This is a genomic window from Candidatus Lernaella stagnicola, assembly GCA_030765525.1.
GTDB classification, from domain to species: Bacteria; Lernaellota; Lernaellaia; order Lernaellales; family Lernaellaceae; genus Lernaella; species Lernaella stagnicola.
This window is the reverse complement of record JAVCCK010000007.1, coordinates 1-22,603: the sequence shown is the minus strand read 5'-3', so window position 1 is coordinate 22,603 and position 22,603 is coordinate 1. Positions and strand designations below refer to the sequence as shown.

The following is a 22,603-nucleotide window of genomic DNA, read 5'->3' as shown; positions in this document are numbered from 1 at the left end:
GCCGCCGATTTCGGCGGCCTTTTTGGTAAATGTGCCCGGTGTATTGACAACGCGAGGCCCAAGGCACTATTAAAGCGCACACCGTAACTGCGGCGACGTCTACGTGTCGGGCCCGTAGCTCAGCGGCTAGAGCTGCCGGCTCATAACCGGCTGGTCGCAGGTTCGAATCCTGCCGGGCCCAGGTTTGTTAACGTCGCCGAGAGATTGACATGGCGAGCAAAACGGCGAAGCGGCGCGTGATACGCGTTCGCGAGCTCCTTGAAGTCCTTGAATCATGGTTTCCCGCTTCTCTGGCTGAGCAGTGGGATAATAGTGGTTTACTTTGCGGCTCCCCCGCCGATGAGGTGAGACGTGTCGGCATTGCCTTGGAAGCCTCCGTCGAAGCCGTGCGCAAAACAGCCGGCCGGTCCGGCGGACTATTGATCACTCACCACCCTGTTATTTTCGATCCTCTTCGCAAAATCGACACCCGCCACGGTTCGGGCGCGGTGCTGCGCGAGGCGATGCGACGCGACGTGGCGCTAGTCGCCTGCCACACGAATGCCGATTGGGCGCCCGAGGGCGTCAACGATGTTCTGGCCGAGCGACTCGGATTGCGCAACGTACACGCCTGGCAGCCGAGTTATCCGACGAAATTCAAAAAGCTGGTCGTCCTCGTCCCCCAGTCGCACATCGAACCGGTCGGCGAAGCGATATTTCGCGCCGGCGGCGGTATCATCGGTACCTACGCGAAATGCTCTTTCCGACATCCGGGAGAAGGCACCTACCTGCCCCTGCCCGGCGCCGATCCCTATGCGGGCAAAGTCGGCGCCCTGTCGGCGGAGCCCGAGATTCGCCTCGAAGTGCGCGTGCCGGCCGCGGCTGTGGACGCCGTGTTGGACGCGATGAACCTCGCCCATCCCTATGAGGAAGTCGCGTTCGACTTGTACGATACCGATCGCCAAAGTCCGTTCGGTGGCGTGGCCCGCGTAGGTGAGTTAGCCCGACCGCAAACGCTGGCCGCTTTCGCCCGGCGCGCGGCGCGGAAACTCGGCGCCCGAACAGGGCGTTTCGTGGGCGATGGCTCGCAAGAGATTCGACGGGTCGTCGTCTGCGGTGGCGACGGTTCCTTTTTATTGAAACAGATTCGACCGGAACCGGGATTGGTCCTGGTAACCGGCGACGTTAAATACCACGAAGCGCTCGACGCCCGGGCGGCGGGTCTACCGATTGTGGATCTGGGGCATTACGCCACAGAGCGACCGTTTGTAGACACGTTGGCCGTACGTTTGGCGAAGGAATTTCCGGCATTGTCCGTGTTCGCCTGCACTCCGGAAGGCGATCCCTTCACGGCCGTATGAGGAGGAGTCTTTGTCTGCTGCAGAACAACTCAAGCGCTTGCACGAACTTCAACAAATCGATCAAAAAATCATGGAAGTGGAACGGTTCCGCGATGAGGCGCCGAAACGCGTCCACCGTATGGAAACGGACATCCAACAGCACCAGGCGATCATCACCGACCGCGAAGCGGTCCTGAAGACCGCCCGTGAAGAGAGACGCGCCAAGGAAAAGGAATTGGAGGAGCACGAAGCGCGAATCACGAAAAACCAAGAACGCTTAATGAACGTAAAGACCAACGAGGAATTCCGCGCTATCCAAAAAGAGAATCAGCGCCAAAAAGAAATGATCGAAGAGCTCGAGGACCAGATTCTGCGCATTATGGATGATATCGACAGCGCGGAACTCGGGGTCAAGAAGGCAAAGGAGCGTTTTGCCGAACTCGAATCGGACGTGCAAAAACAGATCGCTGATCTACAAGCCAAATTGGCGCAAGTGGAAGCGGAATTAGTGGAGCTGAACGCACAGCGAGAGGAAAGGCTGCCGAACATCGACTCGACCTTCCTGGCTCGCTACGACAAGCTCCGTAAGATCACCGGCGGCGTCGCGGTAGTTCGGGTCGAAAACCGAACCTGCCAAGGGTGTCGCATGAACGTTCCGCCGCAAGTGTACAACCTGGTCATTCGCAACGAGGAAATCATCACCTGCCCCAATTGCTACCGTATTCTTTTCTTTGAGGCCGAGGCTGATCAAGCGGCCGGCGGCGAAACCTGACGTGATCGACCTGAAGCGAACCGCGAAGCTTCTGGCGGCGCTGGCCGAGGATGCCAATCTCTCCAAAGCCGCCGACAAAGCTGACCTGAGTACGACTCAAGCCAAGCAAGCCCTCGACGATCTTGCCGCGCGTTTGCGTCGGCAGGCACAGGAACTGGACCGCATCGCCGCGGCCGAGGACGCTCAACACCAGCGGGCCCTCGAACGGACCGGGGATAAACCGGACGCGTTGCTCTTTGCCTTTGACGGCGGCAGCCGCGGCAATCCCGGGCCTTCAGCCGGTGCGGCGGTGGCGATCGATCCGCACGGCTTGGTCATCGCCGAAAAGCACATCTTCCTGGAAAAGGCGACTAACAATGTGGCCGAATATCAGGGACTGTTGATGGCGCTGGCCTTGGCCAAGTCGCTGGGCGTGCGGAATGTCCGCTTGCAGAGCGACAGTGAGTTGATCGTCAAGCAGATGCGCGGCGAATACAAGGTAAAGAACAAAGCTCTGGTGGAACTTTTCATCCGCGCCAACCACATGGTGCGTGAGTTCGATTCTTTCTCGATCCACCACGTCATGCGCGAACAAAACACCGAAGCCGACGCCTGCGTGAACAACGTGTTGGACGAGCGGGCGCCCAAAAGGAAAAAAGGCAAAAATACAGCGGTGGTAGAAAACGAAATTTAGCTACGCGTTGGCGATCGGACGCTTCTCTCATGTTGCGCCCACGAATTCGCAACCCCCTACCTCGCCGCCCCGCCGGATTTATTCGGCACGTGTCGCCTTGGCAGGTCTAACGCGAATAGGGTAAGAAGGAGACGCCGAAGCGGCCGGAGCGACCGCCGGTGGTCTTTTGACCACGGGAGGAAAGTCCGGGCACCACAGGGCGGGGTACCTGCTAACGGCAGGCGGGGGTGACCCTAGGGAAAGTGCCACAGAAAATATACGGCCGATGGCCACGTCTCGGCGTGGCACAGGCAAAGGTGAAATGGTGCGGTAAGAGCGCACCCACGACAGCCGGGAAACCGGCGGTGCGGTAAACCCTACCTGGTGCAAGGTCGATTGGACGCGTTTGAGGTGGCCCGCCGAGCGTCCGAGGTGCCGCTTGAGGCGACGGGTAACCGTCGTCCTAGATGAATGGTCGTTGTCTTGCGGTTCGGAGCGAGATCGAAACGCAAGCGCACAAAACCCGGCTTACAAGGCCGCTTCGGCTCTCGCATTCTCTTTCGGTGTCAATAGATGAAACACGCGATGGCCGTGAGGTCGTCGTCGCTGCCGTTGCGGTAGGCCTTCGAGAGCCACGCGCGAACGTAGCGTAGCGGATCGCCGCCGGCTTCCGCAGCCAGGGCGAGCAAGTCGACATCGTAGGGTTTCCAAAGCCCGTCGCTGCCGATCAGCAACATATCACCGGCCTGCAACTGGATATCGATGGAATCGACGACGAAATGACGCGGCGAGGTACCGTACACATTGGAAAGCACGCCGCCCACTTGCTGATCGCGGGTGAGAACGCGCGCGTGCCCCTCGCGCAGCAGGTAGGCGCGGGTGTCGCCGACGTGAGCGAAACGGGCGCGGAGAATTTCCGTGTCAGCCGAGGGTTCCCAAATCCAGCAAAGTGTACCGGCGCAAGCCATATCCCCGAACTTCTTGTCTGCGGCTTGACCGTCGAAAACCGCCTGATTGCCGCGAAGGGGTAGCTCGTCGAAGCGGGCGATACGTTGTTCCGGTTCCATCGGCGCGGCCTCGATGAGAAAGCGACGGCAGGAATCGGCCGCCAGTTGAGCGGCTTTCGCTCCGCCCTTGGAGCCTCCACAGCCGTCATACACGGCGAAAAGAAAGCCGACTTCCTCCCTTTCAGCCACGCGATTGCCGGGCGGGAAAAATAGAAAACGATCCTCGTTGACCGTGTGGCGAATGCCGGTTTGCGTCGCATAGGCCGTGGAAATCGAAAAATGACGGAAAAACTCAGATTCGCCGCCTCGCTCCGCAATCATGCACGCCTCCGATTTCTGCAAAAGTGTAGTCGAAAGTCCGAACTCAGACGCCTCAACTGGTGTCGGACAACGAGAAACAATGACGAGTTCCGTGTCTTCACCTTGCTAGGCGACAGACCCGGTGCTAAGTTTACGCGAACTCTTCTCTGAGGTGAAACGAGCCCAATATGAAACGATTTTTACCGCTGATGATTGCGTTACTTTTATTAACGAGCGCTTGCGCCGCGACCCAAGTAAAACCCCAAACGACGCCGGATGCCGAACAGCCGAACCTCTCAACGAAAATGCGACTGCTGTACCACATGTCACAGGGTTATCTGGCCCTGGAAGACGGCAACGCGCCCCTCGCCTTCCGCCATTTCGAACAACTGGAAAGCATGGGCGTGGTCGTGCCGGAAGTCTCGTTGATCAAGGCCACGATGCTGATTCAATCCGGGTCGCTGGAACGCGCGATGACGGAAATCGATCACGCGTTGGAGGAAGCGCCCGAAGATACGAACCTGCTGCTACTCAAGGCAGGGATGCTGGCCGCGACGAGCGAAAACGAGAAAGCCATCGAGGTGTACGAAAAAGTACTCGACCTCGAACCTGACAACGAAATGGCCGCCGTGTTCCTATCCGCTCTTTATGAGGAAATGAATCGGCTTAATAAGGCCAAACGCACGCTGGTGAAATTCACCAAAAAGAACCTTAATGCCGCACATGCCTTCTTTTCGCTGGGGCGGATGGAATTGGACGACGACAACTTCGCCGCAGCCAAAGCGGCCTTTGTTCGCACGACGGAACTCGCCCCGGAAAACGCCAAGGCGTGGGTGGGTGTGGGCTTTTCCTGCGAAGGCTTAGGTGAGCGCGAACAAGCGATTCACGCTTACAAGCAAGCCGTCGAACTCGACCCAAGCAATCGTCTGCTGCGCCGCCAACTCATCAGCCTGCATTTGCGGGAACACGATCCTGATGCGGCCATGGCCGAAACGCGCCGGCTGGAATTGCTCGGCGGCGCGTCGGAAACGCGTGTGACGATGGCCGTCGTGCTCTATCACCAAGGTCAGACGGCCGAAGCGCTGGCCGAACTGAACCTGGTACTCAGCCAAAGTCCCGATAACTACCAAGCATGCTATCTCGCGGGCATCTGCATGGCGCGCTTGAATCGCATTGACGAGGCCATCGCGCAGTACCGAAAAATACCGACCGAGAGCGCCTACTTCCTCGATTCGCGTCTGAACCTCGCAACCCTGCTGATGCGCACCGGTCGCGCCGGTGACGCGCTGGCCGAATTGGACCTCCTCGAAAAGGATTACGCGGACGACCTGGACCTACTGCGCATCCGCGCCACGGTCCTCTCGCACATGGAGCGTTTCAAGCAGGCCGAGGCAGCATTGAACAAAGCGCTGAAAATCAAACCACGCGACTCCGAACTGCTCTATTCGCTCGCCGTGCTCTACGAACGCTCGGGGCGTTGGCGCGATGCCGTCGCGCTCATGGAAAAGCGGCTTGAAGACAACCCCAGCGACGTGGACGCCATGAATTTCGTGGGCTACACCCTCGCCGACCACAATGCGCGCCTGGACCGGGCTGAGGAACTGCTTAAACGAGCGGTCGAGTTGCGCCCCTACAGCGGGCACATCGTCGACAGTTACGGATGGGTGCTTTTCAAGCTGGAACGTTACGACGACGCGATCACGTTCTTGAAAAAAGCGTTGGAACTGGAACCTTCCGAAGCGGTGATCGCCGAGCATATCGGTGACGCCTACTTCGCCAAAGGCGACAAGGCCAAGGCGCGGGAGTACTGGGAAAAGGCCCTGACACTCAACCCCGATCTGCCGACGTCAAAACGTCTCAAGGACAAGTTAGGTGGCTAGGAGCCGACTGATTGCACTGGCCGTCGTGTGTTGGCTGGCATTGGCATGCACGCCGGCCAAAAACGTACACGGGCCGGAGACTTCCCTGACGGGTAAAGAAGTCGCGCGACTTCTGGCCGCGCCCGCGGCGCGTGTGGCCACGCTGCAGGCGGCGGGTGTGGCGAAATTCGAATTACTGGATTCAACTCTCGTGGCCGAGATGTTGCTGGTTGTCGACCGGCAGGCCGGGATGCGCTTGGATTTGGTGTCGCCCTTCGGCACGCCGATCTTATCCACGATCGTGACGCCGGAACGGGTTATCTTGCTTAAATTCACCCGCAATGTGTACGTGGAAGGCCCGGCGAACGAGGACACGTCCGAACAACTCCTGGGCATGACGATCCCCCCGCAGCTACTGACTCAAGTCGTGCTGGGAGGGTTCGTCTCCGAGGCCAAAAAATGGCGGCCGGCGGCGCCGAATAAAGACGACGACACAACGCTGGAGTATTTCGAATCCGGTCCTTGGCGGGCCGGTTTGGACGCCGAGAAACAGCGCTTGCGAAAACTGGTCCGAATTGGCGACAATCCGGTGGTAGTTTCGTGGGACAGCTTCAAGGATATCGACGGCATCGACCTGCCCCACGAGATCTCTATCGAAAGAACCAATGAGCGGCAACGGCTTGTTTTAAAGTTAGGCAACGTTCACATAAACCAGAACGTGGACCGCGACCTTTTACGGCCGACGCCGCCGCCCGGATGGACGGTTTTGCGAATCGGCGGAACTCGCTGAATCGGGAGGGAACATGCAGAAGAAGCAGAAAATGATCGGTGAGATTTTAATTGAAGCCGGACTCATTACCGACACCCATCTCCGGTCCGCCTTGGCTCAACAAAAAAGATTCGGCGGGTTCGTCGGCGAACATTTGGTGAAAGCGAATCTGATTACCGAACAACAACTGCTGGATGCGTTAAGCCACCAACTGGGCGTGGCGAAGATCAACTTCCGCAAAAGCCACATTTACAAAGAAGCTTTGCTTTTGGTGCCGCGCGACCTTTGCGTGCGCTATCAGTGCATTCCCGTCGCGGTCAAAGCAGATAAAGGTTACAAGAAACTCCTGCTGGCGATGGTCGACCCAACGAACTTCCAGGCGATACAGGAAATCGAATTCGTATCCGGCCACTCGGTAGTAACGGCGCTGTCCGCCCCAAGCCACATCGCCAGGGCGATCGACTACTGCTACCACATCGACGGTCTGCGCGAGAGCGACGGGCTGGAGGAAGCGCCCGAAGTCGTGGAAATCGCCATGGAGATGGTCGGCGCGGACGACGAGCCGATTATCATCAGCCCGGAAGGAGAATTTTCCGACCGCGACAAGCGATACAAAGATCAAGAATTCCGAGCCATCGTCGAACTACTGATCGAAAAGAGTGTTTTTTCGCGGGCTGAATTTCGCGACAAACTGGAAAAAATGAGGCAGCAAACCTGATGCCGCTATGCCCTCTCTGATCGACGTCACAGACCTCCAAGTTCATTTCGCTACACCCCGTGGACCGGCGCGCGCCGTGGATGGCGTGAGCTTCGCCCTAGCGCCGGGAGAAATCGTCGGGTTGGTGGGTGAGTCCGGTTGCGGCAAATCGGTGACGGCGCTTTCGCTCATGGGACTGCTACCTGCGAAGGGCTGCCGGATCAGCGGTTCCGTGCGCTGGCAGGGCCGCGAATTGCTCGGCCGCAGCGAAGATGAATGGCGCGCTCTACGCGGCCGAGAAATCGCGATGATTTTCCAGGATCCGATGACCAGCCTAAATCCCGTCTTCACCGTGGGCAATCAAATCGGCGAGGTCCTGACCAAGCGCGCGGGACTCCCTTCGCGGGCGGCAAGGTCTCGAGCCGCCGAGCTGTTGGCCGAGGTCGGCATCGACGATGCCAAACAACGTCTGCGCGCCTACCCCGGGCAACTTTCGGGCGGCATGCGGCAACGGGTGATGATCGCCATGGCGATGGCGGCCCGCCCGAAGCTGCTGATCGCCGACGAACCGACCACCGCGCTGGACGTGACGACCCAGGCGCAAGTGCTGCGCCTCATCGACGAGCTACGCCGCCGAACCGGCGCGGCAGTGTTGTTCATCACCCATGACTTGGGCGTGGTCGCCGAACTATGCGAACGCGTCGTCGTACTCTACGCCGGGCGCATGGCCGAGACAGCGCCGGTGGGGGCGTTATTCGACACGGCGGCACACCCGTACACGCGCGGCCTGCTTCGCGCCGTACGCATGATGGACAAGGGCGGCGTCGAAGCGGCCATTCCCGGGCGCGTCGCACCGGCCACCGACTACCCGGCCGGTTGCCGCTTTCACCCGCGTTGTTCGGAAGTGATGGATGTCTGCCGCACCAATTCGCCACCGGTGTTCCGATGTGGAGCCGCCGAAGTGGCTTGCTGGCTGCACCGCGAAACGCCCGCCGACGTCCGCGAGTAACCGGCCGCGACTGACTGTCAGGCTTTTTTCTTCTTCGTCGCAGTTTTCTTCTTCGTCGCGGTTTTCTTCTTCGCGGCTGATTTCCCCGAAGCGGCCGTCTTTTTCGCGGCGCGTCCTTTCTTCGTTTCGCCGGTTGCCTCTTGGCGATCTTGTTTTTGCTGCTCGGCGAAGGCCCCCTCCACTCGCCCCTCACGAATCGCTTCTTCAAAAAGGCGGCGCGCCGCTTGTACGTCGAAGTCCAAACCCTCGTTCTTGCGTTCGAAGTACTCCTCGGCGACTCGACCCAGCCCGTAGGTCAGCGCGAACACGACCGGCGTGCGCAACACACCCCCGACGACCGGCAGGCCGATTTTGATCAGCGCGCCGGTGGCGATGCGCGCGGCAATCGATAGACCGACCGCGCCGAGAATCTGCTTGAATACCTTGGCGGCGTTTTCCACCGAGATGTCGTGTCCCATCCGTTGCCCGACGTGCAGCACCATGGCGACGTGTATCGGCGTCAACAACGCCAACGAAGAAAAGGGTATTGGATTGGCTGCGGCGGCCGCAGCCGCGCCGCTGTAGGCGAGAATGACACGACGGACCGGGGCGCGCTTGTTGCGTTCCTCTTGAAGTTCATCGCGCAGGACGTCCTCGACCGACGCCACGGCCTTTTCCACGGACTCGAATACGGCTTTCGCCTTTTGGTTGATTTTTCCCCACTTAATTTCCATCACCAGCTCCTTTTGACGGTGGCGGGGTTAATTCGCCTGGCCGAATCCCCCGTAGTGCCCTCCCATTTCAACTCCGGCGCCGCGGGACCACACCTCGTCGACGAGTTGCCACGTCCCCCCGAGGCGCTCGAGTTCTTGGACGCGCATCCGCCCGGCCAACGCCATCTTCGTAAACGGTTGGAAACCTTCGGGGCGCGGCGTGGGCAGAGTTGCCGGGATATCATCTTCCCAAAATCCCGTGACGACATATCGCGTATCGCCTCGTTGGATATCAACGGTCACGACTCCGGTTTCGGGGACGGCGGTGAAGGTAAAACGTGAATCGAGGTCTTGCGCCCGCACTTCGATCAATTCGTTTCCGCGCCGCCAGACGAACATTCCCGCTTCGAGACCCATGTCGCCGCCGGCGAGCGCCACGGCCTCACGACGCCGCGGGAATTCCTGACTTTGCATCCAGACATAGCCTTCCGGGAAGTAGTTGCCCCAATTGTGGTCCTGAAAGATCGGTGCGCCGGCGAATCGCTCGGTTTGCCCGCCCCACGAGATTTCCCCCGTGGCGCGTCCCCGCAAGGCGCCGACGTGCCAGTTGACCGGCAAGGTCGGCACATTAGTTAATCCGCCCATGGTTTCGTTCCAGGCTTCCGTCGCCTCGTATTCGATGTTCCAAGTCACGAGCTGATCGCCGTCGCGCAACGAGCCGGTCAAACGGTTTGCCCCCGCCGTGTTATCATTGACGGTCACATCGAAACGACCACGATCGGCTGCGAAGTGTTCCACTCCGAACGTTTCCTCGACGATTTCGCCGCCGTCTCGAAAGACCACGACGTGGGATCCGGACGGTTCCGACGCCGTTGCGCCGGGGTTCTGCACGGCGTAAATAAACGCGTACGAGCCGCCGCCGGGTACCGAAATCCGGAAAAACCATCCTTCAAAAAAGGGGCTCGTCAATCCGTTCCAGTGATAGCGGTTCGGGTCGGTGGAGGGCCAATTGATCTCGACGTCTTCGTCGTTCGTAAAGGACGCCTCTTGGTCGGTGTCGCAGGCAAGCCCAACCAGGATGAAAAGCAAGCACATACCACCGGCCAGCACCAACGTACGCGTCATGAAAACCTCGATGACTGGAGTAGAAGTACCATAACGACGCGGGGGCGCGGATTCAAGAATCGGACGCAGTTATCCTTGCTCTTGAGAGTCGTCCCGTTCCTGTTGCCGCCCCTGCGCGCGATTCGCGACTTCGGCCGTATCGGTCGGGTATTTGCGGGTGATGCAGGCGGTGCAAAGACGGTCTTCGTCAATGCCGATGCCGCGATACAAACCCTCGTGCGTGATATAACGCACCGTTGTGCAATTAAGCAGCTCGCGAATCTCTTCCAAAGAACGGTTCCAGGCAATCAGCTTGGTCTCGTCCGGAGTGTCGATTCCATAAAAGCACGGCCCGATGATGGGGGGCGTGTAATAGAGCATGTGCACGGACTTGGCACCGAGCTCCCAAAGCCGGGCGACAATTTTTTTAGCGGTGTTGCCGCGCACGTTGGAGTCGTCGATGATCGCAATGCGCTGGCCTTCGATGAAGTCGCGAATAAAGATGAATTTCTCGTCGATCACCTTTTTCCGCAGGCTGTCGTTCGCCTCTTGAAAGCTGCGCCGGTTATCCACCTTGATGATGGCGTTGCGGTATTGCTTGTTCAGCAAGTGAGCGAAGGTCTGGCCTGCCGAGACGCTGGTGCCGGGCAATCCGCAAACGACGTCGATATCGTCGACGAGGTCTTCGCATTCTTGAGCGAGCACGGCGCCGAGTTCAGCGCGAATGACTTCGACCCGTTTGCCCCGCATGATGGTATCGGGCCGGGCAAAGTAGACGAACTCGAAAAAGCAGAACGCCTCGCGCCTCTGCGAGATGACGCGGCTGACCGGATTGAGCCATTGGCGGTCGATCCAAACGGCCTCACCGGGTTCCACGTCGCGCACGTCGTGGTAGTCGCCGAAGTAGTTGAAAACACTGGACTCGCTGGCAAAGCCGACCTCGATAGTATTGCCTTCAGCATCCAGTCGGTGAGCCATGCTCAGCGGTCGAATTCCGTGCGGACCGCGGAAGGCAAGTAAGCCGTTTTCCATCAGGCACAGGACGCTATAGGCACCGACGAGTTCTTTTTGAACGTGTTCCACCGCCTGCCAAAGATGCTGTAGCCATTTGTTTGGTTTCTGGTGGGCGTAGACGTAGGCTTTGTTCTGAATCAGCGACGAAATCAGGGTGGCCTGAATGACCTTGGCGTCCACCTCGGTCTGAAAGGAGAAACCCATTTCCTTGAGCTTTTGCGTCTGGCTGTACATGTTGATCAGGTCGCCGTTATTGCACGTAGCCATGCCGGGACGGTCGGTGAAAACCGGCTGAATGTTTCTCATCAAAAAATCGTGAGATGTTTTCCCGGAAGTCACGTAGCGCGTATGAACAATGCCGCTGTTACCGCGCAGGCGTCGCGGATCGTATTCGGCAAAGGCGATCGTGGCCGGCCTTGTGTCACCGTGGTTGTAGAAGTATTTGCCGTCGACCGTGTAGATTTTCGTGCTGCGATGGCCGCGGTTCTGAAGTCGCCCGGCTCCAGCCATCAAGCGTGCGGCAACGGGTTCATTTCCGATGAGTCCGAAAATACCACACATGCTGTTAACCCCACTTTATGATGTTTTTTGCCGGATCAAGAAACCGCAGGGAAGTGTGCGGAAATCGCGCCCGCAGTCCGGTTTACCCCGGCCCTCTTGGTCGTATGTCTTGTACCGTGAAGCTCCTTCATGGTCAATGGGCGAATCACGTGGATCGCCGGAAAACAACAAGAAATCGATGCTGAGAATACGGCGTAACAGCGACCCGACGATCGGAGTCCGAAGAGCCACTCGGGAAGCCCCAACAACGAGCCCTGTTAAACCACGGGCGTTTCGCTGACCGTAGCGGTCGGCCCGGCCTTTCGCCGAATACCGCTCGCCGGTGAAGTTGTATCTTGACAATAAGCGCAGATTTGCAACTATCTCAAACCTATCGTTTCATTGAGGAGAACGAACGTGAGTGTCGATTTTGCGATCGAAGTAGCTTCTGATACCGGCCTACCGAAAACCGGTGTCGCGGCAGCGTTAACGCTCCTGGCCGAAGACGCGACGATTCCCTTCATCGCTCGGTATCGGAAGGAGTTCACCGGCAGCCTGGACGAAGTGCAGCTCGCGCAAATTCGCGATCGGCACGATTACTTGGTCAAGCTCGCCGAACGAAAATCCACGATCCTTAAAACCATCGCGGAGCAAGGCAAGCTGACCGACGAATTGCGCGAACAAATCGAAAGCGCCCCGGACGCCGCGCGCCTTGAAGACCTTTATCTGCCTTACAAACCAAAACGAAAAACTCGTGCCACCGTGGCAATCTCTCAAGGCTTGGAGCCCCTCGCCGACCTGATTTGGGCGCAACAACCCATCGACGGCGATCTGGACCAGATTGCCCAGGAATACGTCAACGAGGAAAAAGGCGTGGCGAACGTGGAGGCCGCCTGGGCGGGCGCGCGCGACATCGTCGCCGGGCGAATCAGTGAAAACGCCGACACCCGCCAAGCTGTGCGCGGACTCATGCTCAAAGAGGGCGAGGTGGTTTCAAAGGTCGCCAAGGGCCGGGAGAAGCAAGGCGCGAAATTCCGCGACTACTTCGATTTCTCCGAGCCGGCGGCGAAAATACCGAGCCACCGCATCCTGGCAATCCGGCGCGGGGATTCCGAACGACATCTGACCTACGAAATTGTCGTGGACCGCGAGCGAGCCCTGGACATCATCAAGAAATTCGCGATTCGAGGCGACGGCGGCCCGCTGGCCGAGCATTTGCATCTCGCCTGCGAAGACGCCTACGACCGCTTGATGAAACGTTCGTTGGAAGCTGGGGTGAGAAACAAACTTCGCGAAAAAGCCGACCACGAAGCGATTCACGTCTTCGCCGCCAACATGCGCAAGTTGTTGATGGCCCCGCCGTTGGGACCGAAATGGACGCTGGGTCTGGACCCGGGCATCCGCACCGGCGTGAAGATGGTCGCCCTGGACGGCAAGGGAGACTTGCTGGCCTCGACCGTCGTATATCCGATCAAAGGTAAACAGGACCGTGAGGAAGCTGCGGCGACGGTGCAACGCTACTGCGAACACTATCGCGTCGAGGCCATCGCCGTGGGTAACGGCACCGGCGGGCGCGAAACCGAAGCCTTCCTACGCGGCCTCGACCGCGATTCGCTCAACGATGCCGTCGTCGTACTCGTCAACGAAAGCGGCGCCAGCGTGTATTCCGCCAGCAGCGTGGCGCGCGGCGAATTCCCGGACTTGGACGTCACGATGCGCGGCGCGGTGAGCATCGGCCGCCGCCTCCAGGACCCGTTGTCCGAACTGGTCAAAATCGATCCGAAGGCGATCGGCGTGGGCCAATACCAACACGACGTAAACCAGGACGATTTGAAACAAGCGTTGGACGAAACGGTGCAAAGCTGCGTCAACGCGGTCGGCGTTGATCTCAACACCGCGAGCCCGCAACTGCTGCAATACGTGGCGGGGCTGAACGCGTCGACGGCGCAGGCCATTGTCGACCACCGCGCCAAAAACGGGCCCTTCGCCAGTCGCACGCAACTGTTGGACGTGCCGCGCGTCGGCCCCAAGACCTTCATCCAATGCGCCGGGTTCTTACGAATCCGCACCAGCGAAAATCCACTCGACGCCTCGGCGGTCCATCCGGAACGCTACGAGTTGGTGGAGCAGATCGCCCGCGACGCGAACACCGATATTCCCGCGTTGATGGAAGATACCGAACTACGCAAGCAAGTCGATCTGGAACGCTATGTCGGCGACGACGTCGGCCTACCGACGTTGAAAGACATCATGACCGAGTTGGCCCGCCCCGGCCGCGATCCGCGCGACAAGTTCGACCCGGTACGCTTCGCGCCCGGGGTGACGGAAATCGCCCACCTCGAAGACGGCATGATTCTAGAGGGCGTAGTGACCAACGTGACCGACTTCGGCGCATTCGTTGATGTCGGCGTGCATCAAGACGGCCTCGTGCACCTTTCGGAACTCGCCTGGCGCTATGTGGACGATGCCACGAAAGTCATCGAAGTCGGGCAAAAGGTTAAGGTCAAAGTGGTCGCCGTGGACATGGACCGCAAACGCATTTCGCTCTCGATCAAGCAAACCGTCGAGGCACCGCCCAAACCGGAACGCCCACCGAGAGAACAGCGCCCGCCACGCGACCGGCAAGGCCAAGGCGGCGGCCGACAGGGTGATCGCCCCCGTCCTTTCAAAGGGGACCGAGGAGAGCGCGGGCGCGACGAACGTAAAAGCGGCGGCAAGCGCGATAGCGACAAGGGCCGACGCCACGAAAGCCCCTTCGCGGGCCTGTTCATGGAAGGCGACAAAATCAAAATGAAGCCCGACCCGGACAAGAAGAAGAAATAGGCCTCAACCTATCGCCGTTTTCCCGTCCGTTACGTATTGTAACAAACAGTCGAAAACAGTTGGTGCCTGGCACCAACTTGTTTTGCAGAAAGTTGCTTTTTTCGTTGTTTTTGGCCTTTATTCATTACGAAAAATAAGGTATTCAGAATTTAAGCTTTGGTGCCTGGCCCCATGGTGTTGGAGTTGAATACGCAGAGGTAGGGCTCGCCGCGATTTTTGATAAATAATTCCCGGTGCCGGATTCCACTTCAATCCATGTCAAATGTGGTTAACCTTTACAAATAATTCATGGCGTTCGAGAACTTCACCAGCGAAGAATTACATCTGACGTTATTTTGAATTTTCGAGGATACGCGACCATGCAATACGAAACCAGACGGCGCTTCCGCGTCATCATTCCCGCCTTTCCCAACTTCAACATTTACAGTTCCATTGCGCGCACGACGACGGCGTTGGGGCCGGTGTCGGTCGCCACGGTGGCGAGTGAAATTCCCGGGTGGGACGTCGAAGTTATCGACGAAAACAATTGCCGCGATAAGTTTTGCCCGCGCGACAAAAACGGACGCCCTGACCATCAACGGTTGCAGGCCGACCGTCCGGCCGACGTCGTCGGATTCTACGCGTCGCTGAGTTCGACCGTCCCGCGCGTGTTCGAATTGGCGCGATTCTACCAGCAGGCCGGCGCCGTGACGCTCGCGGGCGGCAAGCACGTGGACTACCTGCCCGAGGAAGCGTTGGCCAACGGCATCGACACCGTCTGCCATGGTGAGGGCGAGGAGACCACAGTTGAGCTTCTTCAAGGAATCAGCGACCGCGACGCCCGGCGCAATATTGCCGGCATCTCCTTCCGCGAAGGCGATGAGATACACCGCACGCCGGATCGCGATCTGCGCACGATTTTCGACCACCTGCCCTTCCCCGATTTCTCGCTGGTCCGCTACGCAAACATCAAGATCTACCCTGTAAGCCGAACCCGCGGCTGCAACATGAACTGCGAATTCTGCTCGGTGAAGGGCAAACCGCGTTGCGCCACTCCCAACCGCACCGTGAACGAAATCATCCACCTGATCGAAACGCGCGAAGCGCGGAAATTTTTCGAGGCAAGCGACCACTTCACCGCCGACCGCGAGGGCACGCTTTGTTTCTGCCGACTGCTCGGCGATTACCTCGAGCAAACCGGCGTGCGAATTCAGATGACCGTCCAGGTGCGAATCAACGACGCCCGCGACAAAGAACTACTGCAGGCCATGAAACGCGCCGGCATCAACGGCCTCGCGATCGGCTTCGAATCACCGATCGACGAAGAACTGATCGCCATGAAGAAGGGCTACCTCTCCAAGCAAATGCTCAAATGGACCAAAACCCTCAAGCGGTACGGTTTCTTCATCCACGGCATGTTCATTTTCGGCTACCCCCACCGAGAGGAACACCGGAAACAGCATCCGGAGGCCGATCTGTCGGTGGAAGAGCGTACGCACCACTTCAAGCATTTCATCCGGAAGTCGCGTATCGACACCGCGCAAGTGCTTCTGGCGATTCCGCTACCGGGCACCGAATTGCGCACCCGCCTCGCCGCCGAAGGGCGTTTGTACGATCTGGGTTGGGAGTACTACGACGGCCAGTTTCCACTGTATGAACCGGCCGGCGAGGTAGCGCCCGAACAACTGCAAAATGCCTCCGGACAAATCATGGGCAAGTTCTACAGCTTCGGGAATCTGTGGCGCGTGATCATCAACATCATGTTCTACTTCCCGCTCATGGTATTCCCGGCGGTGACGACCTTGCTTTCACTGCGCGTCCGCCCCCTCGCGGCGGCCTTTCGCAACTGGTACAAATTCTTCTTCCGCACCCGCGCCATACGATTGGGCGGACACTTCATCGTCCGGAACTGGGTCCGCAACTTCCGGCGCAGCGACTTCCTCGACAGGCTCGCCGCCGCGAAAAAGAAGCTGCAAGAAAAATCGACGAAGAACACTCATCGTACGCCGCCGACCGGCGTCGATGGCACGCACCTAGCCAGCGGTTCTTAGCGCAACCCCGCAGGCGGTTCGAGCAGGTTGGTGCGGCAGCGATCGCGCATCGTATCCACAGCGATGAAAAATTCCCGCATGGCGGCGACCCAGTAGTAGCGGCCGCGGTCGGTCAGGCGAACGAAATCGGCGTCTTCGGTCACCGAGCCCGTCCAACGAAGCAAAGGCGGGAAGGGAAACATCGCCCGCTCGTAGGAGCGTCCGAATTTGGCGGCGAAGGCTTGCTTATCCAACGTCAGTCCGAAGAGCTTCATCAGGAAGTAGTAGTTGATTGCGTCGCGGCGCGAGAAACGCTTGCGGCGCGCCACGGAGAAGCGACCGGCGCGAATTTTCTCAAAGTATTCGTCCAGTGAAAACGTGTTGGCGTAAATCGTGCCGTCGAGGTAACCGAAGGCGCCGCTGCCCGCCGCGGCGTATTGGTCGTAGGCTATGACGTACTCGTCGACCATGCCGTCGCGCCGCGAAAAGCACCACGCCGTGGAGTCCTGGTAGTCGGGCCGCATGCGTTCGAGAATCATCCGGAAAAAAAGCTTCTCGCGCCGGTAGCTCACCGTACCTACCGTGCGCCGCAGTTCGGCCAGCACCGAGGGCGCGGTCATCAGCGGATAGAAGGTCACCTGCGATGGCAGGAGCTCTGTCAGGTAGTCGAGGTCGCGGCCCAGCGTCGCCTCGGTTTGTGTGGGGATGTTGAAAATCATGTCGACGTTGAGCGTTTGAAAGCGTTCGTTCGCCACGGCGAGGCGATCGCGAATTTGCGCCCCGCTGCCGTATTTCTCCAGGCGACCGATGCGTTCGAGAATGGCGTCGTCGAAAGTCTGCACGCCGACGCTGAGCCGGTCGATGCCCAAATCCGCCAGCGCGTTCAGTCGGTCCCCAACCAGGTGATTGGGGTTGGTCTCGCACGATATCTCCCGCACCGAAAAGAGATCGCGCGCCAGTTCCAGCGTGCGTCCCAACCGGTCGAGGTCGATTGTCGGAGTGCCGCCGCCGATGTAAAGGCTTTGGAAATCGAAACCCGCGTCGCGATATAAGCGCAGTTCGTCGCCCAGCGCATCGAAGTAGGCCGCCGCGACGTCGCGCTCGTAGGGGAAGCGATGAAAGGAACAATACGGGCACAGCGTCTCGCAAAACGGGATGTGGATGTACAGCAGCAAGGGCTCGTCACCCGGCGGCTTGGCCGGCAACTCGTCGCCGATTTCAAAGTCCATGACCGACCGCATCTGCAGCCGGTAGAAGGTGTTGAGGATCGGTTCCAGCAAGTACATCGCGCTTCGTCGGCCCCTTTCCGAGCGCTCGTTGTACACCAAAAGAACGGGAGCGGCAAAACGGCCAACCTAGCCATATGCCGAACGGTCCGCCCTTAGCTCGTACTTATGCGAATCAGTGATCCGGGAAGGTGAGTTGCCCGCCGATATAGCCGACGGTCGCCACCAAGAGTACTTCCGCGCCGTACAGGCCGATGTACAGATAAGAGATCGAGTTGAGTTCGCCGGTCAGCACCGTCGGGTTCGCCACGTGCATCAAGATGATGATCGCGCCTACGACCGTCACGATGATGCCGCCGATCAGCTTGAACATCAGTTTGAAGGTCTTGCCGAGGCCGTAGTACAGCCACCAGGACTGCATGCCCGTCAATACCGCGAAGGGCGCGGTGAGCGTGCCCAGGACAACCAAATGCAGCGCGGTGCGTTCGAAGTAGTAGTGCGGCCCCTGCCCGAAGAAAAGGTGCAGCAGCGCAAATAGAAAACCGGCGAGGATAAGGCCGATTGGAAAATGCACCGCGAACGGGTGCGAATGCCGCTTCACAAAAGGGAAGTTTTTGTAAATCGTCGACAACGGCCACGGCGCCATCGTGACGTGCTCGTCCACGACTTCTTCCTCGACGAGCGCCCCGACGGCGGGAAAGTTCTCGAAAACCGCCGCGTCGTGCGGGGCCGCACCCATCGCCGCGGTGAGGTCCTGCCCGGCCGCGTGTTTCATCATGTGCTGCCCGTTTTTCCATTTCTTGGATTCGGACACGTCGTAGATTTTACCTTGGTAGGCGACATATGTGGGCTTGCCGTCTTGCCCGTTGTGTTCGGCCAGTTCGGCGTGGGTCATCTCGGTTACGAGGTGCGCCACAATGGGAAACTCGGCGAACACGTCATCGCCGTGCGGCGCGGCATCCATGGACTTAGTCAGGTCGGCGCCGCCGTCGTGTTTGAGCATATGCTTGCCGCTCTTCCACTTCTTGGATGCGCTGAGGTCGTAGATCTTACTCTTGTAGGCGACGTAGGTTGGCTTGCCGTCCTGCCCGTTGAATTCGGCCAACTCCGACCGAGTCATGCCTTTCATCCACATCCTCCTGATTTTCCCTTGGAAAGTGGACTGCACGATACGCAATCGAAGCCCGCAGTGTCAAGTTGTCCGCCGGGAAATGGAAGTTATTCCAAGTGTGGAAATCGACGATTCCTACTCATCAAGGCGCAGATTGACATGCCCCTCCAAGGCCTCAAAGGGCGCAAGACGCGATCGCTCGATGACGCCGCCGCGACGCCGAAAATCACGCCATTGACGAAGAATGCGCGGCATCGTCACCAATGCCCGGCGTAGCAACACGGGGTACGGCGGCAGGTTCCATATGTAATCCATAAACATGTCGCGCAGCGCCGGGCACACGGTGATGGCGGCGAAGAAGTTGTCGATGAAACGCGGCTTGAACACGTAGCGGGCCACGTATGCGCCCGTGAGCAGGTGCGGGCCGAACGCCTTGCGCCAAGCACGATCGTAGGTTTGCGGACGCCCGGCGAGAAACGCGTTCGCCAGCAAGTCGGCCGACCACACCGCGTAAATGATCCCCTCGCCCGTGAGTGTGTCGACGAAGCCGCCCGCGTCGCCGATGACGGCCCAATCCTTGCCCGAGCGGCTCTCGCGATACGCGCTCAGGTCGTGCATGTAGGGCAGGAGCGCGCCCTGCGGCGGCCCGAGCGGCTGACGATCCGGGAAGAAATCGCGCATGAAGTCGGCCAGCGCGCCGTTCAAATCAAAGCCGTGCTGCATCGATCCCGCTCCCACGGCGAGACAATCGTGGCGCGCAAACGCCCAGGCGTAGCCGGGCTGCGTCGTGATGCGAATCAGCGTGGGATCCTCGGGGCCGCCTTCGTAAAATCGGCAGATCGCTCCCAGCGTGCGCCCGCGGGGCAACTTGCCTAAGAACGCCTCGCGCACCATCGACCGCACGCCGTCGGCCCCGACGATGTAGTCGGCGGTGAATTCGCCCGCGTCGGTCAGCAGTCGGACGCGGTGATCGTCACGCGCCACGTTTGAGACCCGCAGCGGCACGAAATCGGCGCCGGCCGCGGTGGCTTCGCCGAGCATGACTTCGCCCAGCGCGCGGCGGGAGGTGATCACCAGCGCGTCGCCTTCGTCGATGACAAAAAAACGTCGGTGGGGGGATATCTGCAGCGAGTGGTAGACCTCGTTGCGCGGCAAATCCTCGTGCCGCAAAACCGGAAACATGGACCACGCCTTGTGCGTGATGCCGCCGCCGCACGGCTTCTCCCACGGCACCTGCGGATCGAACAAACGCACCCGCACTCCGGCCTCGGCCAAGCGACGCGCCAAGTGCGCCCCGGCCGGTCCGGCCCCGACAATGGCCACCTCGCTATGGGTTCCGCCGTGCATGGGAGCCACTTGTAGCGGATTCACTAACGCCCGGCAAGCATGCTATACTGAGACTTCGGGTCGGAAAGGACCGAACATGAAAGCGATCGGCGATTTCCGTGCAGCTTTGGCGTTACTTCTGGGACTCCTTTTTCTGTTCATCGTCACGGCCTGCGACGACGACGATGGCGACGGTCACGGCGTGCCGGACGCCACTGATAACGCCTGCGCGATCGAGATTTCCCATCCGGCCGGCGATTACTCCGCCCCCTTCACCGCGACACTATCCTGCGAATGTGACGCGATGCTTTTCTACCGGCGCGATTTCGCCGACGGCACTTGGGAAGGCGATTTCCTCGCGGACCATAATCCCGCGACGATACGCATCGAGCGCGACCAGACGCTGACGGTTTGGGCGGTGACGGCCGCGGGACGCGAACTTGAGCCGGTCGCGCAAACCTACTCGCTGCCGCCGTACTTCCGCGGCATCGCCTACGCCCACAGCGGCGACGAGCGAATCACGCTGCAATGGCAACCGGCCTGGGATGCCGACGGGCCCGTCATCTACCGCATCTACCAGCCCGTCGAAGGCGAGCCGTTGCCCACACTGCAGCCCGTCGTGCAAACCGCCGCCACCGACGTCACGCTTTCGAACATTCATCTCGAACTTACGAACGGCCGCAGCGCGTGTTTCGTCGTGCGGGCGATGGACGCGCGTGGCTTCGAAGACGCCAACGCCATCGAGCGCTGCCTGCCGCCCTACCCCGTGCACTACGTGGACGCGGGCGCGTCTCCCGGCGGCGACGGATCGCGCGGACTGCCGTTCGACTCGTTGCAGGCGGCGAGCGACGCCCTGGTGGAAGAAGGGTCTTTCACCGCGCTGCACGTCGCGGGCGGCGTGTACACCGAGAATCCGAACTTCACCTTGAACGATCCGCCTTACGCCGAAAGCCTGCACGCCGTGTTGGCCTTCGGCGGTTTCGATCCCGACACTTGGCGCCGTGACGTGCCGTCGCAGCCGACGATCCTCGACGGTCAGGGTGCCGATGTGTGGCGTTTGGGCGAAGGCGATTTCATCGACGGCTTCATCGTGACCGGCGGCGGTGACGGGTTCGTGTTGCAGGACCTTCGTTCGGTGACGGTGTTCAACTGCGCGCTGCGCGACAACGACGGCGCCGCGATAGCCGTGCGTGCCTCCGACGTGATTTCGGGCCCCTCGATCACCGCGACCACGATCATTGGGAACAACATCGGCGTGCTGCTCAGCACGGATGCCGACCCCGACTCGCGCACGGGCACGAATCCCTTGCTTCGCAACGTCATTGTGGCGGAAAACGGCGACGGCCTTATCGCGCGGGCGAGCGGCGGTGGGCCTTTCAACGTGGAACTCGGCGCGCGGATACGCAACGCGGTTTTTTACGGCAACGACTCGGGGCTGACCATCGACGCGGGCGGCGGCTTCCTGACGCTCGGCTTCGAGATCACCAACAGTTACCTGGGCGGCGACCTGAACTGTACGGACTGCGGCGCGGGCGTGTTCGGCCTGCACTACTGCGACGTGGCCGACGCCGGAGCCTTCACGGGTCCCGGTGTCTTTTCGGCGGCGCCCGGCTTCCTTGACCCGCCCGATGATTTCCGCTTGGCGGAAGATTCGCCGCTGATCGACGCCGGCGCTCCCGACGCGCTCCTGGCCGACCCTGACGGCAGCCGCGGCGACGTCGGCGCTTTCGGCGGCCCCGGCGCCTGGTGGCTTGAACTCAACACCGGGTTTTAGTTGTCGGGGGTTTCGCCCCGCGCGTTTTTCACTTTTTCGAGGAATTCGGTGAACCACGGTAGATCACGCACCGGGTCGAGATCGGTGTCTTTTTCCAGATGCTCGGTTTTCGGCAGTTTGTCCGCATCCCAAGACCTTTCAAGGTCTCTCCTGCATGTATCGAATTCAGCGAGAAGCGAATGCAGGCACGCGAGGTTGTAGGAGCACGAGCCCTGCTTGATTTCTTCGCCGCGATTCAAGACGTCTTTCGCTTGCCTCAGCAGTTCGGTGCGCGCCGCTCCGTCGGCGAGGTCCGCGAGCTTGCCCAAGGCTGTGCCCCAGTTGTCCAGCGCTTCGTGCTTGTCCGGCTTCGCCGCCACCGCCGCCTTGTACCGACCGATCGCCTCGCGTAAGAGTGACTCCCGCGCCGCCCCCTCGGCAAGGTCCGCGAGTTCGCCCAAGGCCAAGCCCCAGTTGTATAGCGCTTCGTGGTTGTCCGGCTTCGCCGCCACCGCCGCCTCGTACCGACCGATCGCCTCGTGCAAACGCGACTCCCGTTCTGCTCCCTCGGCAAGGTCCGCGAGCGTGGCCAACGCCGCGCCCCAGTTGGACAGCGCCTCG

At 60.0% G+C, this 22,603-nt stretch carries 18 protein-coding genes, 1 tRNA gene and 1 other RNA gene; 12 read left to right on the top strand and 8 right to left on the bottom strand.

What is annotated here, in order from left to right:
* Nucleotides 1-108: 108 nt before the first annotated feature.
* The 5 genes from P9L99_02705 to rnpB all read left to right on the top strand — a co-directional run bounded on the left by P9L99_02705 (nt 109) and on the right by rnpB (nt 3,290).
* Nucleotides 109-181: transfer RNA gene (locus P9L99_02705), tRNA-Ile, on the top strand.
* Nucleotides 182-209: 28 nt separating this feature from the next.
* A complete protein-coding gene (locus tag P9L99_02700; GenBank protein MDP8222244.1) occupies nt 210-1,340 on the top strand; it encodes a Nif3-like dinuclear metal center hexameric protein in 1,131 nt (376 codons plus the stop codon).
* 10 nt (nt 1,341-1,350) lie between these two features.
* Nucleotides 1,351-2,091 (top strand): C4-type zinc ribbon domain-containing protein, encoded by a 741-nt coding sequence (locus P9L99_02695; protein ID MDP8222243.1) that lies wholly within the window; start codon nt 1,351-1,353, stop codon nt 2,089-2,091.
* 1 nt (nt 2,092) lies between these two features.
* A complete protein-coding gene (locus tag P9L99_02690) occupies nt 2,093-2,764 on the top strand; it encodes a ribonuclease HI family protein (protein ID MDP8222242.1) in 672 nt (223 codons plus the stop codon).
* 136 nt (nt 2,765-2,900) lie between these two features.
* An RNA gene (gene rnpB / locus P9L99_02685) (RNase P RNA component class A) lies at nt 2,901-3,290 on the top strand.
* A gap of 19 nt (nt 3,291-3,309) precedes the next feature.
* Here rnpB and P9L99_02680 read toward each other — a convergent pair.
* The gene (locus P9L99_02680; GenBank protein MDP8222241.1) at nt 3,310-4,071 is read right to left on the bottom strand and encodes a protein phosphatase 2C domain-containing protein; all 762 of its coding nucleotides are present in this window, start codon (nt 4,069-4,071) and stop codon (nt 3,310-3,312) included.
* A gap of 167 nt (nt 4,072-4,238) precedes the next feature.
* Between P9L99_02680 and P9L99_02675 the strand changes: the two genes are divergently transcribed.
* The 4 genes from P9L99_02675 to P9L99_02660 are packed head-to-tail and all read left to right on the top strand — an operon-like array spanning nt 4,239 to nt 8,384.
* Nucleotides 4,239-5,930, top strand: coding sequence for a tetratricopeptide repeat protein (locus tag P9L99_02675; protein MDP8222240.1), 1,692 nt, complete (start codon nt 4,239-4,241; stop codon nt 5,928-5,930).
* Nucleotides 5,923-6,699, top strand: coding sequence for a lipoprotein insertase outer membrane protein LolB (locus P9L99_02670; GenBank protein MDP8222239.1), 777 nt, complete (start codon nt 5,923-5,925; stop codon nt 6,697-6,699). Before P9L99_02675 ends, P9L99_02670 begins: the two co-directional genes overlap by 8 nt.
* A 13-nt stretch (nt 6,700-6,712) precedes the next feature.
* Nucleotides 6,713-7,396: a hypothetical protein gene (locus P9L99_02665; protein ID MDP8222238.1), complete on the top strand. Its 684-nt coding sequence runs from the start codon at nt 6,713-6,715 to the stop codon at nt 7,394-7,396.
* A 7-nt stretch (nt 7,397-7,403) separates the two neighbouring features.
* The gene (locus P9L99_02660) at nt 7,404-8,384 is read left to right on the top strand and encodes an ABC transporter ATP-binding protein (protein MDP8222237.1); all 981 of its coding nucleotides are present in this window, start codon (nt 7,404-7,406) and stop codon (nt 8,382-8,384) included.
* A 17-nt stretch (nt 8,385-8,401) separates the two neighbouring features.
* Here P9L99_02660 and P9L99_02655 read toward each other — a convergent pair whose 3' ends face one another.
* The 3 genes from P9L99_02655 to P9L99_02645 form a co-directional block, all read right to left on the bottom strand.
* Nucleotides 8,402-9,097, bottom strand: a complete 696-nt coding sequence (locus tag P9L99_02655) for a DUF697 domain-containing protein (protein ID MDP8222236.1) — start codon at nt 9,095-9,097, stop codon at nt 8,402-8,404.
* 27 nt (nt 9,098-9,124) lie between these two features.
* The gene (locus P9L99_02650) at nt 9,125-10,201 is read right to left on the bottom strand and encodes a tocopherol cyclase family protein (GenBank protein ID MDP8222235.1); all 1,077 of its coding nucleotides are present in this window, start codon (nt 10,199-10,201) and stop codon (nt 9,125-9,127) included.
* Between the two features lie 69 nt (nt 10,202-10,270).
* Nucleotides 10,271-11,755 (bottom strand): amidophosphoribosyltransferase, encoded by a 1,485-nt coding sequence (locus tag P9L99_02645; GenBank protein ID MDP8222234.1) that lies wholly within the window; start codon nt 11,753-11,755, stop codon nt 10,271-10,273.
* Between the two features lie 396 nt (nt 11,756-12,151).
* Here P9L99_02645 and P9L99_02640 point away from each other — a divergent pair, with 396 nt between their 5' ends.
* Both P9L99_02640 and P9L99_02635 read left to right on the top strand, forming a co-directional pair.
* Nucleotides 12,152-14,557 carry a Tex family protein gene (locus P9L99_02640; protein ID MDP8222233.1) on the top strand — a complete coding sequence of 802 codons (2,406 nt, stop codon included), beginning with the start codon at nt 12,152-12,154 and terminating at the stop codon, nt 14,555-14,557.
* A 359-nt stretch (nt 14,558-14,916) separates the two neighbouring features.
* Nucleotides 14,917-16,587 (top strand): radical SAM protein, encoded by a 1,671-nt coding sequence (locus P9L99_02635; GenBank protein ID MDP8222232.1) that lies wholly within the window; start codon nt 14,917-14,919, stop codon nt 16,585-16,587.
* Here the strand turns inward: P9L99_02635 and P9L99_02630 are convergent.
* The 3 genes from P9L99_02630 to P9L99_02620 all read right to left on the bottom strand — a co-directional run bounded on the left by P9L99_02630 (nt 16,584) and on the right by P9L99_02620 (nt 20,250).
* Entirely contained in the window at nt 16,584-17,852 is a 1,269-nt protein-coding gene (locus P9L99_02630) for a coproporphyrinogen III oxidase family protein (protein ID MDP8222231.1), read from the bottom strand. The two genes, P9L99_02635 and P9L99_02630, sit on opposite strands and share 4 nt — an antisense overlap.
* 115 nt (nt 17,853-17,967) lie before the next feature.
* Nucleotides 17,968-18,921 (bottom strand): cytochrome b5 domain-containing protein, encoded by a 954-nt coding sequence (locus tag P9L99_02625; protein ID MDP8222230.1) that lies wholly within the window; start codon nt 18,919-18,921, stop codon nt 17,968-17,970.
* 117 nt (nt 18,922-19,038) lie between these two features.
* Nucleotides 19,039-20,250, bottom strand: a complete 1,212-nt coding sequence (locus P9L99_02620) for an NAD(P)/FAD-dependent oxidoreductase (protein ID MDP8222229.1) — start codon at nt 20,248-20,250, stop codon at nt 19,039-19,041.
* A gap of 76 nt (nt 20,251-20,326) precedes the next feature.
* On the opposite strand from P9L99_02620, the gene P9L99_02615 reads away from it, so the two are divergent.
* Nucleotides 20,327-22,003, top strand: a complete 1,677-nt coding sequence (locus P9L99_02615; GenBank protein MDP8222228.1) for a hypothetical protein — start codon at nt 20,327-20,329, stop codon at nt 22,001-22,003.
* Here P9L99_02615 and P9L99_02610 read toward each other — a convergent pair.
* Nucleotides 22,000-22,603, bottom strand: a 604-nt coding sequence (locus P9L99_02610; GenBank protein MDP8222227.1) for a hypothetical protein, incomplete at its 5' end; no start/stop codon positions are given. The two genes, P9L99_02615 and P9L99_02610, sit on opposite strands and share 4 nt — an antisense overlap.